Raw genomic sequence first — 13,529 nt, forward strand, 5'->3', positions numbered from 1 at the left:
GGGCCGCCGCACGGCGGGGCCGGCGCGGCACTGTGATGCTTGAGTCTACGTATGGGTTATGTGTATCTCGGGCTGGCGATCATCGCCGAGGTGATCGCGACCTCGGCGCTGAAGTTCTCCGACGGCTTCACCCGGCTGGTGCCGAGTCTGGTGGTGGTGATCGGCTATGCCGCCGCCTTCTACTGTCTGGCGCTGGTGCTGCGTACCATCCCCATCGGTGTCGCCTATGCGATCTGGGCGGGGATGGGGATCGTGCTGATCGCGGTGATCGGCGCCCTGGTGTTCGGTCAGGTCCCGGACTGGCCGGCGATCCTCGGCATGGGGCTGATCCTCGCCGGGGTGCTGGTGATCAACCTGTTCTCGCGCACCGCCGGGCACTGAGACGGGCTAGGACGGTGGGGCCGGGGTCTCGCGCAGTGCTGCGACGGTGGCACCGAAGTGCTCGGTGGTGTAGCGCTCCAGACGCAGCTCGGGCGGCCAGTCATCGGCGCCGAGCCCGGCCTTGAGACGCAGTGCGGCGAGGAAGGCGGCGGGCTCGGGCAGTTGCGCCCAGACCGCGGGCAGGAAGGTCGCGCGGCGCCGTCCCGCGCGCAGCACCACGCCGTCGACACCGGGGCGCAGCGCGGCGCGGCACCCGGCCTCGTCGGTGCAGTCGATCGCGACCGGCGGGGAGAGCACCGAGATCTCCAGGTGCAGCCCGTCCAGCTCGGCGCCGTCCAGCGGCGCGAAGCGCGGGTCGGCGAAGGCGGCGGCGTGGGCGTTGGCGGCGACATCACGCACCAGCGCCCGTCGCGGTTCGAGGCTGCCGACACAGCCGCGCAGCGCACCGGCGTGCTCGAGGGTGACGAAGCAGGCGCCCTCGGCGCGCAGCGGCGGCGGGTAGCGCGCGGGGTCGGGGTCGAGCCGCGCGCCGCCCGCGAGCCCGTGGTCGATGGCCTGCAGCGCCACGCGCAGCAGCAGGGCGCGGGCCGCGGCGTCGAGTGCGCGCTCAGTGGAAGGCATAGGCGCCATAGCCGACGACCTGTTGCGGGGTCCCCGAGACCGCGCCCGAGTCGCCGAGCGCCAGGGTGTGCGCGGCCAGCCCGTGGCGTCGGGCGAGCGCCAGCAGGCCGCGCAGCGGATAGCAGCCGCAGGCGTGATCCGGGGTGATGGCCGCGGCGTCGAGCCGCTCGATCGCCGTCGAGGTGGCGCGATCGAGTGCCTGGGCCTCGGCGCGCAGCTGGTAGTGGCTGAGATCGGAGCTGACCACGATCAGCGTCTCCGCGCCGCCCCACAGCGCCTCGAGCAGGGCGACGAGTTCGGCCGTCGGGGTCTCGCCGACGACCAGCGGGACCAGCGAGAAGTCGTCGAGCGCGCGCTGCAGGAAGGGCAGCTGGACCTCCAGGCTGTGCTCCTCGGCATGCGCGGCCTCGAGGGTGTGCACCCAGTCGAAGGCCAGCGCCTGGGCGATGGCGACCTGATCGAGCGCGACCTCGCCGAGCGGGGTGGCGAAGGCCGTCGCCGCGCTGGTGGCGATGCCGCGCACCGCCACCCGGTGCGCCGGGCCGAGCAGCACCACCCGGCGGATGCGCGCGCGCGCCTCGCCGAGCGCCGCATAGGCGTGTCCGGCGATCGCGCCGCTGTAGCGATAGCCGGCGTGGGGGACGACGATCGCCTTGGGCGTCGGGCCGGTGGCGGCGACGGCGAGATAGCTGTCGATCTCGGCGCCGAGCGCCTCGGGGCTGGCCGGGTAGAAGCGCCCGGCAACGGCGGGTGGTCGAGTCTGTGGCATGTCGGTTTCTCCCGATCGGGACCCATCGACGCTGCTGGTCGGGCTTGGTTATGCTAGCGACTCCGGGCGCCGTCGCCCGGGACCATGCCCGTTGACTGATGCGCTGGCGCGGGAGTCCGTTACCGTGCGAATCGATCGTGATGCGCGACCGCATCCCCTGTTCCATTATCGTCGTTGTCGGCGAGAGGGCAACGCCCGCGCCGTCGCGCCCTCCCGGATGCGCGGGTGAGCGTGGTGGCGCCGGTTGCCCGTCGCTGGCCTCGTCGTCTCTGGCGCGCGCCCTTGCTGGTGCTGATGCTGGCGGTGGGCGCGGCGCAGGCGCGTGGTCTCGACACGCTCCAGGCACGCGCCGATTTCCTCGCCGCCGAGCGCGCGCTCGAGCAGGGCGATGGCGAGACCTTCGCCCGGCTCGAACGGGCGTTGCGCGACTATCCGCTCCATCCCTATCTGCGCTTCGCCGAGCTCACCGCCGACCTCGACAACACGCCGGACGCGGCCATCGAGCGTTTCCTCGCCGTCGAGCCCGAGAGCCAGCTCGCCTGGCGGTTGCGCCGCGCCTATCTCGAACGCCTCGCCGCGGCCGGGCGCTGGGCCGATTACCGCAGGCTCTATCGGCCCGAGGAGGATGTCGAGCGGCGCTGTCTCTATCTGCGCGCGCTGATCGAGACCGGCGCGAGCGCGCGCGCACTCGCCGAGGTCGAGCCGCTGTGGCGCAGCGGGCGTTCTCAGCCGGATGCCTGCGACCCGGTGTTCGATGCCTGGCGCGCCGCCGGGGGACTGACCCCCGAGCGGGTGTGGGCGCGCATCCGGCTTGCGCTCGAGGCCGGCCAGGACGGACTCGCGCGTCATCTCGGCGCCGATCTGCCGGCGCGCGAGCGCCCCTGGCTCGAACGCTGGCTGGCGCTGCGCGCCGCCCCCGAGCGGCTGCCTGACACCGGCGCCGCGCTGCCCCCGCAGCCGCTGCGCGCGGTGCTCCTCGCCGACGTGCTGACACGGCTTGCCGCGCGCGATGCCGAGCGCGCGCGTACTGCCTTCGCGCGGTGGCGCGCGGCGCTCGACCTCGACGCCGAGGCCGCCGACCGGGTCCGCGCCGCGCTCGGCGAGGCGCTGGTGGAGCGCGGCGATGCCGCCGGCGGGTTCGCCCTGTGGGACGGGCTGCGCGCCCTGCCCGAGACGCTCGATGCGCAGGAGAGACGGCTGCGCGCGGCGCTCGCGCGAGGCGAGTGGGACTGGGTGGCGCGCTGGGTCGAGCGCATGCCCGAGGGCGAGGTCAAGACCGATCGCTGGCTCTACTGGCAGGCCCGCGCCGAGGCCGAGCTGGGGCACCCGGAGGCGGCGCGGGCGCTGTTCGCGCGCGCCGCCCGCGCGCGCAGCCTGTGGGGTTTCATGGCCGCCGACCGACTCGACCTGCCCTATCGCATGCACCACCGGGTGACCCCGGCCGAGCCCGCGCGCATCGCCCGCCTCACCGCGCTGGCGCCGGTGCGGCGGATGCGCGAACTCGACGCCCTCGGGCGCGACACCGAGATGCGCCGCGAGTGGCGCGCGCTGACCCGCGACCTCGACCGCGCCGACCTGCTCGCCGCGGCCTATGTCGCCGACGTCTTCGGCTGGCACGATCAGGCGATCCGCACCCTGGCGCGCACCGATTACTGGGACGATCTGGCGCTGCGCTTCCCGCTCGCCCATCGCGCCGAGGTCGAGGCCGCCGCGCGCGCCCAGGGGCTCGCCCCGGCGTGGGTGTTCGCGGTGATCCGCCAGGAGAGCGTGTTCGCGCGCACGCTCGCCTCGCACGCCGGCGCCGTCGGGCTGATGCAGCTGTTGCCGAGCACCGCGCGCGACATGGCCGAAGCGCTCGGCACGCCGCTCGAGTCGCGCTGGGCGCTGCTCGACCCGGGGCGCAACATCGGTCTCGGCAGCGCCTATCTGGCGCGGATGCAGGGGCGTTTCGAGCATGTCGCCCTGGCCACCGCCGCCTACAACGCCGGCCCCGCGCGGGTCGCGCGGTGGCGCCCGACGCGCGCGCTCGCCACCGACCGCTGGATCGCCACCATCCCCTTCGTCGAGACCCGCGGCTATGTCGAGCGGGTGCTCACCTACCGCGCCATCTACGCCGCCCGACTCGACAGCGACCGCCCCCGGGTCCGCGACTGGCTGGCGCCCCGGGTCGCGCCGGCGGACGAATGAGGCGGGGCGTCAGCGACCAGCCGTCAGCCGTCAGCCGTCAGCTACCAGCTTCCAGCGGGCGCTCTTCCCCCACCGTCGCCGCAAGACATCGGCCTCTGCCGTCGTCAGTGCGCCAACCCTCCCCACTGGCGGCTGGCGGCTGGCGGCTGGCGGCTGGTGGCTGGACAGCCCGCCGCGCCGGTCCCGTCTGCTACACTAGCGCGCCTTCCGTGGTCACCGTTGTCGTTCCCTGTCCATGTCCATGCTGTCCCTCCGTCGTTCCTCGTGGGTCTGCGCGCTGTGCGCGTCGTTGGCCGTCGCGCCGCTGGCGCTGGCCTCGGGGGGGATCTCGCGCGAGGCGATGGCCGATGCCATGGCGCAGATGATGGAGGCGATGGGGTTGTTCGCGCCGCAGCGCGGCGGCTGGTCGGGGCAGGCCGGGGTGCCGGGCTGGCCCTCGGCCTTCGATACCTTGGGGATGCCCGGCGCCGGAGGCATGGAGCGGTTTGCGCGCTCGCTCGGGGAGGCGGCCGGGGTGACCTCGCTCGATGGCGAGTGGGAGGGCAGCGACGGCAGTCTGTTGATCGTGCAGGGCGATCGTTACCGGCTCTACTCGGCCCACGGCGGCTATATCGACGGCGAGCTGCGCATCGCCGAGCGCTGGCTGGAGCTGACCAACCCGCGCGCCCAGTTCGATCATCGCTTCGAGTTCGCGCTCGACCGTGGCCGGCTGGCGCTGCGCGACGCCAGCGGCCAGATCTTTCTCTACCGTCGTCTGGTGCTCGGCGCCGAGCGCTGAGCGGGACTCAGCCGCCGAGCGCGAGCCGGGTGGCGATCAACAGCAGCAGCGCGCCGAACAGCCGCTTGAGCAGCGCCACCGGCAGCGTGTGGGCGAGCCGCGCACCGAGCGGGGCGCTGGGGATGCTCGCCAGCAGGATGGCGAGCACCGCCGGCCAGTAGACGAAGCCGGTGCTGCCGACCGGCAGGCCCTCGCGTCCCCAGCCCACCACCACGAAGCCGATCATCCCGGCGATGGCGATCGGCAGTCCGCAGGCGGCCGAGGTGCCCACGGCCTGGCGCATCTCCACCCCGTGGGCGCCGAGAAAGGGCACGGTGAGGGTGCCGCCGCCGATCCCGACCAGCGCCGAGAGCCCGCCGATGCCGCCGCCGGCGCCGAGCATGCCGCGCCAGCCCGGCAGCGGGCGATCGCCCGCCGGCGCACGTGCGCGCAGCACCATGCGCAGCCCCATCACCGCGAGGAAGACGGCGAACAGCCGCCGCAGCCAGACCTCGGGCAGCACCCCGGCGAGCGCCGCGCCGATCCAGGCGCCGAGCACGATCCCCGGGGCCAGACGCGCGACCAGCTCCCAGCGCACCCCGCCGCGACCGTGGTGGGCGAGGGTGGAGGCGATCCCGGTGCCGATGATGGTCGCCAGCGAGGTGCCGACGGCCAGGTGCGCGAGCCAGGGGCCGCCGAGGTCGAACAGCGGGAAGAGCAGCATCAGCGCGGGGACGATCACCGCCCCGCCGCCGACCCCGAAGAGCCCGGCGAGCAGGCCGGAGCAGAGACCGAGGGCGATCAGCGCGATGACTTCGACGAGCGGCATGGTGCGGGTCCTGTGACGGCGACAAAGCCGCCATCATAGCCCGCCGTGGCCGCACCGGTCAGAGTCGATCGCCGAGATCGCGCTCGCCGAAGCCGCGCCACGGACCGTCGAGTCCGCGCGTCAGCCCGATCACCTTGAAGCGTTCGCCCATGGCGTCGGGCAGCAATAATTGCTTGGCCTGCTGGGCGAGATCGAGCGGATCGGGGGCGGCGGCGAGCAGGGTGTCGATGCCGCAACCGATGAGAAAATGCGCCTGGGTGGTGAACCCGGCCAGCCCGAAGCCGGCGCGCGTCGCGGCCTCGGCCACGGCGCTGAAGTCGACATGGGCGGTGATGTCCTGCAGCCCGGGGTGACGGTAGGGGTCGTCATGGGCGCGATGGCGGTGGTGGCACATCAGCGTGCCCATGTCGCGCTCGGGGTGGTAGTAGAGCGGACGCGGATAGCCGTAGTCGGCGAGCAGCACCAGGGCGTGTTCGAGCGCGCCGTCGAGCGCGGCGAACCAGGGACCGAGCCGGAGGTTGATCTCGGAGCCGTAGCCGGGGGCGCGGGCCAGCCCCGCCGCCTGCAGCGCCTCGACCGCCTCGACCAGCCCCGGCGATCGCGCCGCGGCCTGGACCTCGCGGAACTGCCCGTCCTCGCCGGTGACGAAGACCTCGAGCACCTCGCCCGCGGCGCCGATGGCGAAGCGGTGCACCGGCATGGCATCGAGCACCTCGTTGCCGATGACCACCCCGTTGAACCCCTCGGGCAGCCGCTCGAGCCAGTGACAGCGCGCGGCCAGCGGCGCGGGCAGGGTGGCGAGGCGCTCGCGCTGGGCGGCCTGCAGGTCGGGGCTGGGCTCGAGGATGAGATAGCGTTCGGGCAGCCGGTCGAGCGCGGCGAGTTGTGTGATGACCTGGCTGGCGAGCGCGCCGCTGCCGGCGCCGAACTCCAGCACGTCGCCGCCGCCGAGCCGCGCCAGCGCCTCGGCGCACTGCGCGGCAAGACACTGGCCGAACAGCGGCGAGTACTCGGGGGCGGTGATGAAGTCGCCGCCGCGGCCGAACTTGGGCGCGCCGGCGACATAGTAGCCGAGCCCGGGGGCGTAGAGCGCCAGCTCCATGAAGCGGTCGAAGGGCAGCAGGGCGTCGGCGCTGGCGGCGATCTCCGCGTCGATGCGCGCGCTGAGTGCGGTGCTGATGCGTTGGGCGTGGCGGGTCTCTTCAGGGGCGTGCATGGTATGGCCGGCTCGAAGCGATGGGGCTGGATTGGTGGGTAGAATACCCGGCATCGACCCTCGATGTGCACCACCGGGCCTCGGATGTGGCTGGAGTTCTTCGTCCGCCAGCGCCATCTGTTGCCGGTGAGATCAGTGATTCAGGAGATTGCATGAGCGACGACCACAAGCCGGTGCTGCACACCGGAGACGAGCGCAGCGCCCCCTATCCGGTCAGCCGGCTGGCCCCGGCCTTCGATACCCGCGAGCTCACCGCCGAGGTCGAGCGGGCCGAGGCGATGCTCGGTGCCCGCACCGGGGCCAAGCTGCGCGTCATTGCCGATCAGATCAAGCTGCTCCAGCAGGAGGCGCGCAAGGTGCTGGCCGACGCCCAGGTCGAGCAGGCGCTCAACCAGGCCCAGTGCGCCTTCAAGCGTATCCCCGGCAAGACCTATCACCTCTATCGTCGCGCCGATGGTCGCACCTTCTTCTCGATGCTCTCGCCGGAGGACTGGGGCGGCGCGGTGCCGCACGCGTTCGTCGGCTCCTACCGGCTCGAGACCGACTATTCCTGGACCCCGGCCGAGCAGCTCGGTGCGGACGACGACACCGGCGAGCTGGTCAGCCAGTTGTTGCGCATCGGCGGGCTGGGTCCCGAGTCCGGCGAGCGTTGAATCCCCCCTGTTTCCGACCCCGGAGGTTTGATCAATGAAGTTCGTGCTGATCCTGATCGGCGCCATGGCCGTGCTCGGCGTGGTCGCCATGGCGGTGTTCGTGTTCGTGGTGCAGAACGTCGAGACCCCGGATTACCGGGTGGTCGAGCGCGACGAGACGATCGAGATCCGTGACTACCCGGCGCTGATCGTCGCCGAGGTGCGCCGCGACGGCGACCGGCGCGCGGCGCTGAGCGCGGGTTTCGGGCCGCTGGCCGGCTATATCTTCGCCAAGGAGCGCGAGGGCGAGTCGGTGTCGATGACCGCCCCGGTGACCCAGACGCCCGCCGACGAGCCGATCGCGATGACGGTTCCGGTCACCCAGACCCCGACCGACGCGGCGGGTCAGTGGGCGGTGCGCTTCATCATGCCGGCGCGCTACGACCTCGACAGCCTGCCGGCACCGGCGGGCGAGACGGTGCGGCTGCGCGCGCTGGAGCCGCGTCGCGTGGCCGTGATCCGCTTCTCCGGACGCGCCACCGATGCGTTGATCGCCGAGCAGGAGTCGAGGCTGCGCGCCTGGCTCGAGACGCGCGGCCTCGCCGTCGCCGGCGCGCCGACCTATGCCTACTACAACGACCCCCTCACCCCGGGCTTCCTGCGTCGCAACGAGGTCATGCTGGAGCTGGCCGCGACCGACTAGGCCCGACTGACCTCGCCCGCGCTGTCCGTGCGGCGCCGTCCGCACGGACAGACGCGCGATGGATTGACTTTTCGTGTCCTTTCCGTGTGGTCCGCCGCGCCGCCCAGGCGCGGGGCCGAGACCGTCGTCCTGCCGTCGCACCCCCCCTTGGTCAATGATCGGGAGGGCGAAGGTCAGTTGTCCGCCGCCGTCCGGCACGACCTTGTGACTGCGAGCATCCGTACACAGATAGGTCTCACCGAGTCGCGTGCCAGGCCCCTCCCGCCGATGATGAATTGGCCGCCGTCTCCGCCTCCGGGGTCACTGGTGTGGCGCGCGCGCCTGCCTCATCAGTCAAGGGATGAATCGCTCCATGTTCAAGCATCTGAGCCTGAAGGTCGCGCTCGCCGTCATCCTCGCCATCGCGCTGTTGTCGTTGCTGTCGCTCTCCGGGCTGGTGATCTCGCGTCAGTTCGATCAGGTGGCGCAGGCCCGGCACAACCGTCATCTCGTCGACGTCGCCTATGCGGTGGAGGCGGTCGCCCACAACCTCGCCGTCGAGCGTGGACTCTCGGCCGGCTATATCGGCTCGGGCGACGCCGCGCTGCACCAGAAGATCCTCGCCCAGCGCGAGCGTGCCGACGCGGCGCTCGCCCGGGTCGAGGCGCTGATCGACCCCGCGCGGCTCGGCTACGGCGATCTGGTCGATGGCCTGCGCCGGCTGGTGGAGCTTGCCGCCGGGCGCTCGCGTATCCGCACCCAGGTCGACGCGCGCCGCGGCGCCGAGGCCTTCGGCTTCTACTCCGATATCAACGCCAACGCCCTCGATCTCTTCGTCAAGTGCATCGGTCATATCGGTGACGATCTGGCCCGTCGCCAGCTGTTGATGTCCTGGCACCTCGCCTGGGTCAAGGAGAAGCTCGGCCAGCTCCGCGGCAAGGTCAACGGCGTGCTCTCGGCCGGCGAGATCACCCCGGCCGCGCAGCAGGCGCTGCGCTTCTATGTCGCCGATCTGCGCCGCGCGGTGGGGCAGTTCAGCACGGAGACCGACCCTGGGTTGCAGCGCCAGTTCAACGTCGTGGTCGACTCCGACACCGCGCAGATGATGGATCGGGTGCAGAATCGCCTGCTCGCCGAGTCGGGCACGCTCACCGGCGAGTACCCGTCGCCGGGGGACTGGTTTGCTGCGGCGACGCGCTATATCGGTGAGGTCAAGGCGCTGATGGACGCGGTCAGGACAGGCATCCTCGCCGCCATGGAGCAGCGCCAGTCGCGGGCGCAGCTGACCGTGGCGGCCTCCTTCGTCGTCTTCGGGGTGCTGCTGGCGCTGGTCGCGCTGGTCTCGGTGGCGGTGGCGCGCAAGCTCACCGGCAAGATCGATCGTGTCAGACAGGCGCTCGATCGCATCACCTCGACCGGCGATCTGTCGCTGCGTCTGGCCGACGACTCGCGCGACGAGCTGGGGCTGATCCTGCGCGCGGTCGATCGCATGGTGGCCAACCTGCGCGAGGTGGTCGAGCAGCTGGTGGTCAGCGACCGTTCCACCAGCGCGAGCATCCACAAGGTCGAGAGCGTCTCCGACCAGGTGGTGGCCCAGGTGGCCAGTGCCGATGGCGCGGTGCATGGCATCTCCGGGGTGACTCAGTCGCTCAATGAGACCTCCGGGCGGATCACCGAGGCCGCCGAGGGCGCGCTCGACAGCACGGTGCGGTTCACCGAGCTGTCGCGGGAGGCGCGAGAGATGACCCAGGGCACCCAGCAGGCGATCGAGGCGCTGGCGGGGATGAACGAGCGCGCCTTCGGTTCGACGGCGAGCCTCAACGACAAGAGCCAGTCGATCGCGCGGATCCTCGACAGCGTCAACGCCATCTCCGAGCAGACCAACCTGCTCGCGCTCAACGCCGCGATCGAGGCCGCGCGCGCCGGCGAGAGCGGGCGCGGTTTCGCGGTGGTCGCCGACGAGGTGCGGCAACTGGCCATCCGCAGCCAGACCGCCACCGGTGAGATCGGCGGGGTGCTCGCCGCGATCAGGAGCGAGGCCGAGGCGCTGCGCCAGATCATGGAAGAGATCCGCGACACCAGCCAGCGCACCTCGGAGCGCAGCGCGCGCTCGCTCGGCAACATCGACAACCTTCATGCCCAGATCGAGGGCATCCGCGAGCAGATCGAGCTGGTCGCCGAGGCCGCGCAGCGTCAGCACGCCGCCGCCGAGGAGATCGCCGCCGAGGTCGCGACGGTCAAGGGCGAGTCGGGCGAGATCGCCAGCGCCATGGCCGATCTGCGCTCGCTGATCGCCGATCTGGAGTCCTCTCACGGCGCGATGACGCGGATCATGCAGAAGTTCCGGGTGTGAGGGGTGCGCGCGCGCCGGCCGATGGCTGCTTCGGGGCGTCCTTCGCGCCGGCGCGACAGCCCATGAGACCATCGGCCCGCGGTCTGACCAGCATCGGCGCGTGGACCCACAGAAAGAGTGCGAAGGCGCCGATCCAGCACGCGCCGCCGACGACCAGCCAGAGCCTGTAGCCCTCCGGCAGTACCACCGGCCCCAGCCCACGCGCGAGCGCCGCGAGGTTGATCAGTGCGAAGGCGACGCGCGTCGCTGGCCCGGCGCGCATCGGACGGCCGCTGTGCCCGAGCGTGACCCGCGCCATCATCCCCAGCGTCACCACCCCGATCGCGCCGACGGTCAGCGCGTGCAGCGCGCCGCGCGGGGCGAGTGCGCCGAGCGCCGAGAGTCCGTCGAGCACCAGCCCCAGCGCCAGCCACAGCAGCCCGACATAGAGCACCGCGAGCAGCGGCGTGCGCCAGAGGCGTCGGTCGTGCCAGCCGGCGAGACGCACCAGCAGCGCGCCGCCGAGGGCGATGGCGAGCGCCCCGGCGAGCACGCCGAGCGGCGCGATCAGGTCGGTCAGCGCCAGGGCGAGGCCGAGCGCCGGGAGCGCGCGCTCGAGCGCGGGCCAGGTGCGCGGTCGCGCCCCGGCGAGCCCGCGCTCGATGAAGAAGGGCATCACCCGCGCGGAGATCAGCACCAGCAGGATCACCACCAGATCGAGCATCAGCCGGTGACCGCGCGTCTCGCCCCCGGCGAGCCAGCCCAGCGCGCCGAGGTGCGCCATCGCCCCGGCCAGGGACATCGCCGCGAGCAGCGCCATGAAGGCACGGTTGGCGCGGTTGGGCCCGTGCCACAGCGCGTCGCGCAGCGCCACGGCGAGCGCCGGCAGGAAGGCCAGATCGAGCGCGGCGGCGAGCAGCGGCGGCCCGCCCAGCCAGGGCGCGACCCGTCCGGCGAGCCAGAGCGCGAGCAGCGCGGCGAGCGTGGCCCCGGTGGGGGTGGCGACCCCGGTCCAGTTGCGCGCGGCGGTGAGCAGGAAGCCCGCCATCACCGCGGCGAAATAGCCGAAGAGCATCTCGTGGGCGTGCCAGCCGACCCCGCCGAGGTGGTGCGGCCAGGGCCAGTACCCGTGGAGCATCGCCAGCCAGAGCACGATGTCGGCGATCGCCGCGAGGGTGGCGGCGAGGAAGAAGGGGCGAAAGCCCTGTCCGAGGACGGCGGGTGTGGGCATGGGGGATCTCGATCGCTGGATGAGCCGCCGCGCGGCGGCGGTTGTCGGCTGGGCGCGGCGCGGGGCCGCAGGCAGCGTCGATCAGGCTAGCGAGGACGGTGCGGCGGCGGCCTTGATGCGGGTCAAATCGGCCGCCGCCGGGCGGGGAGGGTCGGCGTGCGCCCCTCGCGGCGGAGGGGCGCGGCGCTGGGTGGTGCTCAGGGCTGGGGCTTGGGCGTGGTCTCGGTCTCGGCAGGCAGGATCGGATAGGTGATCGTGGGGACCTCGCCGGTCAGGGCCTCGAGGAAGGCGGCGATCTTGGTCGCCTCGCCCTCGCCGATCTCGCTGCCGAGCTGCGCCGTGCCCATCACCGCGACGGCCTGTTTCAGGTCCCAGATCGCGCCGGAGTGGAAGTAGGGCGCGGTGAGCGCGATGTTGCGCAGCGGCGCGGCGCGGAAGACGTATTCATCGGTCGCCGAGCGGGTGACCTCGAAGCGTCCCTTGTCCGTCGGCGGCAGGATGTCGGCCCCCGGGCGCTTGAGCAGACCGAACGGGAAGTAGCCCTGACCGCCGAGGTTGACGCCGCCGTGACAGGCGGTGCAGCCGCGGTTGATGAAGAGCGCCAGCCCCTCCTTCTGCTCGGCGCTCAGCGCGTCGTCCTCGCCGCGCATGAAGCGGTCGAAGGGGGCGTCGGGCGTCACCAGCGTGGTCTCGAACGCCTCGATCGCCTTGGCGGTGTTGTCGAAGGTGACCGGCTCGGGCGCGTCCGGGAAGGCGGCGGCGAAGTGCTCGACGTACTCGGGCATGCTCTGCAGCGTGGCGACCACCTGTGCGGGTTCGTTGGCCATCTCGACGGCGGCCTGGATCGGTCCCTTGGCCTGGGCCTTGAGGTCGGCGGCGCGACCGTCCCAGAACTGCGCGACGTTGAAGATGGCGTTGAACACCGTCGGCGCGTTGCGCGGCCCGCGCTGCCAGCCGTGACCGACCGAGGTCGGCAGGTTGTCGTCGCCGCCCATCCCCAGGTTGTGACAGGTGTTGCAGCTGATCAGCCCGCTTGCCGAGAGGCGCGGATCGAAGAACAGCATCTTGCCCAGCGCGACCTTCTCCGGCGTCACCGGGTTGTCCACCGGGTCCTCGATGACCTCGGGGATGGGCTGCAACCTCGCCGTCTGCGCCTTGGCGCGCAGCGCCTGATCGTCGGCCGCGACCAGCGTCGGCGCGATCAGCGACAGGGTGAGTGCAACGGCAAGCATCTTCATCTGGCTCATCATGGCTGGATTCCTGCTCCTGAATTGGCGGGCGATGGACGCGCGTGCCGGTTCAATGGGTATGGAATGCAGGGGCACGCCCCTGAACCTTAGCAGATGCGTCCGGCCTCGCCGCCCGGGCACGGTCCGGTTTCAGCCGAGCGTCTTGGTCATGGCGACACAGGGGAGTCGCACGCCGCCCGGTAGTCGATGGTGGCCGGGGCCGACGTCGAGATAGCCGCGCGCGGCGTAGAAGCCCCGTGCGTTCAGCGTCGCACGGGTCGTCAGGGTGAGGATGCCGGCCGCCCCGGCGCGCTGCTCCATCGCCTCGAGCAGTGCCGTGCCGACCCCCTTGCCGACGGCCTCGGGGTGGACGTAGAGGGCGCTGATCTCCGCCGCCTCGGGATCGAGGATCGCCAGCCCGACCGCTCCGTGTCCGGGCTGCTCGGCGACCAGCACCAGTTTTTCCGCCAGCGCTTGATCATAGACGGACGGGGTGAGCAGGGCGGTCCGGGCGCGCAGCGCCTCGGCCTCGTAGTGCCCGGCGCACAGACCCTGGATGGATGCGATGTGCAGCCTTGCGAGGTCCTCGCGGTCGCTGGCCGCTGCCTGTCTGATGGGTGTCGCGAGCGCCTTCATGGCTGTCGTCCTCGGTGTGGTCCGGCT

13 protein-coding genes are annotated in these 13,529 nt (G+C 72.2%); 6 read left to right on the forward strand and 7 right to left on the reverse strand.

Annotation, left to right across the window (positions count from 1 at the left end; all coding sequences use genetic code 11):
- Nucleotides 1–51 precede the first annotated feature (51 nt).
- Nucleotides 52–381 carry an SMR family transporter gene (locus tag EBL85_RS08105; protein WP_123141507.1) on the forward strand — a complete coding sequence of 110 codons (330 nt, stop codon included), beginning with the start codon at nucleotides 52–54 and terminating at the stop codon, nucleotides 379–381.
- Nucleotides 382–387: 6 nt separating this feature from the next.
- On the opposite strand, the gene amrA is transcribed toward EBL85_RS08105, so the two are convergent.
- Both amrA and amrB read right to left on the reverse strand, forming a co-directional pair.
- Complete coding sequence (gene amrA / locus EBL85_RS08110; protein ID WP_338086187.1) at nucleotides 388–1,002, reverse strand: AmmeMemoRadiSam system protein A; 615 nt, start codon at nucleotides 1,000–1,002, stop codon at nucleotides 388–390.
- The gene (gene amrB, locus EBL85_RS08115; RefSeq protein WP_123142635.1) at nucleotides 989–1,771 is read right to left on the reverse strand and encodes an AmmeMemoRadiSam system protein B; all 783 of its coding nucleotides are present in this window, start codon (nucleotides 1,769–1,771) and stop codon (nucleotides 989–991) included. The genes amrA and amrB overlap by 14 nt, the downstream gene beginning before the upstream one ends.
- Before the next feature lie 225 nt (nucleotides 1,772–1,996).
- On the opposite strand from amrB, the gene EBL85_RS08120 reads away from it, so the two are divergent.
- The gene (locus EBL85_RS08120) at nucleotides 1,997–3,958 is read left to right on the forward strand and encodes a transglycosylase SLT domain-containing protein (protein ID WP_123142636.1); all 1,962 of its coding nucleotides are present in this window, start codon (nucleotides 1,997–1,999) and stop codon (nucleotides 3,956–3,958) included.
- Between the two features lie 235 nt (nucleotides 3,959–4,193).
- Nucleotides 4,194–4,736: a hypothetical protein gene (locus EBL85_RS08125; protein WP_132229271.1), complete on the forward strand. Its 543-nt coding sequence runs from the start codon at nucleotides 4,194–4,196 to the stop codon at nucleotides 4,734–4,736.
- A 7-nt stretch (nucleotides 4,737–4,743) separates the two neighbouring features.
- Here EBL85_RS08125 and EBL85_RS08130 read toward each other — a convergent pair whose 3' ends face one another.
- Entirely contained in the window at nucleotides 4,744–5,544 is an 801-nt protein-coding gene (locus tag EBL85_RS08130) for a sulfite exporter TauE/SafE family protein (protein WP_123141512.1), read from the reverse strand.
- Between the two features lie 58 nt (nucleotides 5,545–5,602).
- The gene (locus EBL85_RS08135) at nucleotides 5,603–6,760 is read right to left on the reverse strand and encodes a class I SAM-dependent methyltransferase (RefSeq protein ID WP_123142637.1); all 1,158 of its coding nucleotides are present in this window, start codon (nucleotides 6,758–6,760) and stop codon (nucleotides 5,603–5,605) included.
- Between the two features lie 152 nt (nucleotides 6,761–6,912).
- On the opposite strand from EBL85_RS08135, the gene EBL85_RS08140 reads away from it, so the two are divergent.
- The 3 genes from EBL85_RS08140 (at nucleotide 6,913) to EBL85_RS08150 (ending at nucleotide 10,427) form a co-directional block, all read left to right on the forward strand.
- On the forward strand, nucleotides 6,913–7,413 hold the full coding sequence (locus tag EBL85_RS08140; protein ID WP_123141514.1) for a DUF2452 domain-containing protein: 501 nt from the start codon (nucleotides 6,913–6,915) through the stop codon (nucleotides 7,411–7,413).
- 34 nt (nucleotides 7,414–7,447) lie between these two features.
- Nucleotides 7,448–8,095 (forward strand): heme-binding protein, encoded by a 648-nt coding sequence (locus EBL85_RS08145; RefSeq protein ID WP_123142638.1) that lies wholly within the window; start codon nucleotides 7,448–7,450, stop codon nucleotides 8,093–8,095.
- A 352-nt stretch (nucleotides 8,096–8,447) separates the two neighbouring features.
- A complete protein-coding gene (locus EBL85_RS08150) occupies nucleotides 8,448–10,427 on the forward strand; it encodes a methyl-accepting chemotaxis protein (RefSeq protein ID WP_123142663.1) in 1,980 nt (659 codons plus the stop codon).
- Here EBL85_RS08150 and EBL85_RS08155 read toward each other — a convergent pair.
- From EBL85_RS08155 to EBL85_RS08165, 3 genes are all read right to left on the reverse strand, one after another.
- The gene (locus EBL85_RS08155; protein WP_123142639.1) at nucleotides 10,405–11,637 is read right to left on the reverse strand and encodes an NnrS family protein; all 1,233 of its coding nucleotides are present in this window, start codon (nucleotides 11,635–11,637) and stop codon (nucleotides 10,405–10,407) included. The genes EBL85_RS08150 and EBL85_RS08155 overlap by 23 nt on opposite strands.
- Nucleotides 11,638–11,834: 197 nt before the next feature.
- A complete protein-coding gene (locus EBL85_RS08160) occupies nucleotides 11,835–12,887 on the reverse strand; it encodes a cytochrome-c peroxidase (RefSeq protein WP_123142640.1) in 1,053 nt (350 codons plus the stop codon).
- A gap of 129 nt (nucleotides 12,888–13,016) precedes the next feature.
- Nucleotides 13,017–13,502 (reverse strand): GNAT family N-acetyltransferase, encoded by a 486-nt coding sequence (locus EBL85_RS08165; protein ID WP_123142641.1) that lies wholly within the window; start codon nucleotides 13,500–13,502, stop codon nucleotides 13,017–13,019.
- Between the last annotated feature and the right edge of the window lie 27 nt (nucleotides 13,503–13,529).

Origin of the sequence: Marichromatium sp. AB32, assembly GCF_003718675.1 — a bacterium.
Lineage (GTDB): Bacteria > Pseudomonadota > Gammaproteobacteria > Chromatiales > Chromatiaceae > Marichromatium > Marichromatium gracile.

Bases quoted from the DNA above. Each gene is read 5' to 3' on its own strand.
- EBL85_RS08105 (WP_123141507.1), top strand. From the start codon at position 52: ATGGGTTATGTGTATCTCGGGCTGGCGATCATCGCCGAGGTGATCGCG.
- amrA (WP_338086187.1), bottom strand. From the start codon at position 1,002: ATGCCTTCCACTGAGCGCGCACTCGACGCCGCGGCCCGCGCCCTGCTG.
- amrB (WP_123142635.1), bottom strand. From the start codon at position 1,771: ATGCCACAGACTCGACCACCCGCCGTTGCCGGGCGCTTCTACCCGGCC.
- EBL85_RS08125 (WP_132229271.1), top strand. From the start codon at position 4,194: ATGTCCATGCTGTCCCTCCGTCGTTCCTCGTGGGTCTGCGCGCTGTGC.
- EBL85_RS08130 (WP_123141512.1), bottom strand. From the start codon at position 5,544: ATGCCGCTCGTCGAAGTCATCGCGCTGATCGCCCTCGGTCTCTGCTCC.
- EBL85_RS08135 (WP_123142637.1), bottom strand. From the start codon at position 6,760: ATGCACGCCCCTGAAGAGACCCGCCACGCCCAACGCATCAGCACCGCA.
- EBL85_RS08140 (WP_123141514.1), top strand. From the start codon at position 6,913: ATGAGCGACGACCACAAGCCGGTGCTGCACACCGGAGACGAGCGCAGC.
- EBL85_RS08145 (WP_123142638.1), top strand. From the start codon at position 7,448: ATGAAGTTCGTGCTGATCCTGATCGGCGCCATGGCCGTGCTCGGCGTG.
- EBL85_RS08150 (WP_123142663.1), top strand. From the start codon at position 8,448: ATGTTCAAGCATCTGAGCCTGAAGGTCGCGCTCGCCGTCATCCTCGCC.
- EBL85_RS08155 (WP_123142639.1), bottom strand. From the start codon at position 11,637: ATGCCCACACCCGCCGTCCTCGGACAGGGCTTTCGCCCCTTCTTCCTC.
- EBL85_RS08160 (WP_123142640.1), bottom strand. From the start codon at position 12,887: ATGATGAGCCAGATGAAGATGCTTGCCGTTGCACTCACCCTGTCGCTG.
- EBL85_RS08165 (WP_123142641.1), bottom strand. From the start codon at position 13,502: ATGAAGGCGCTCGCGACACCCATCAGACAGGCAGCGGCCAGCGACCGC.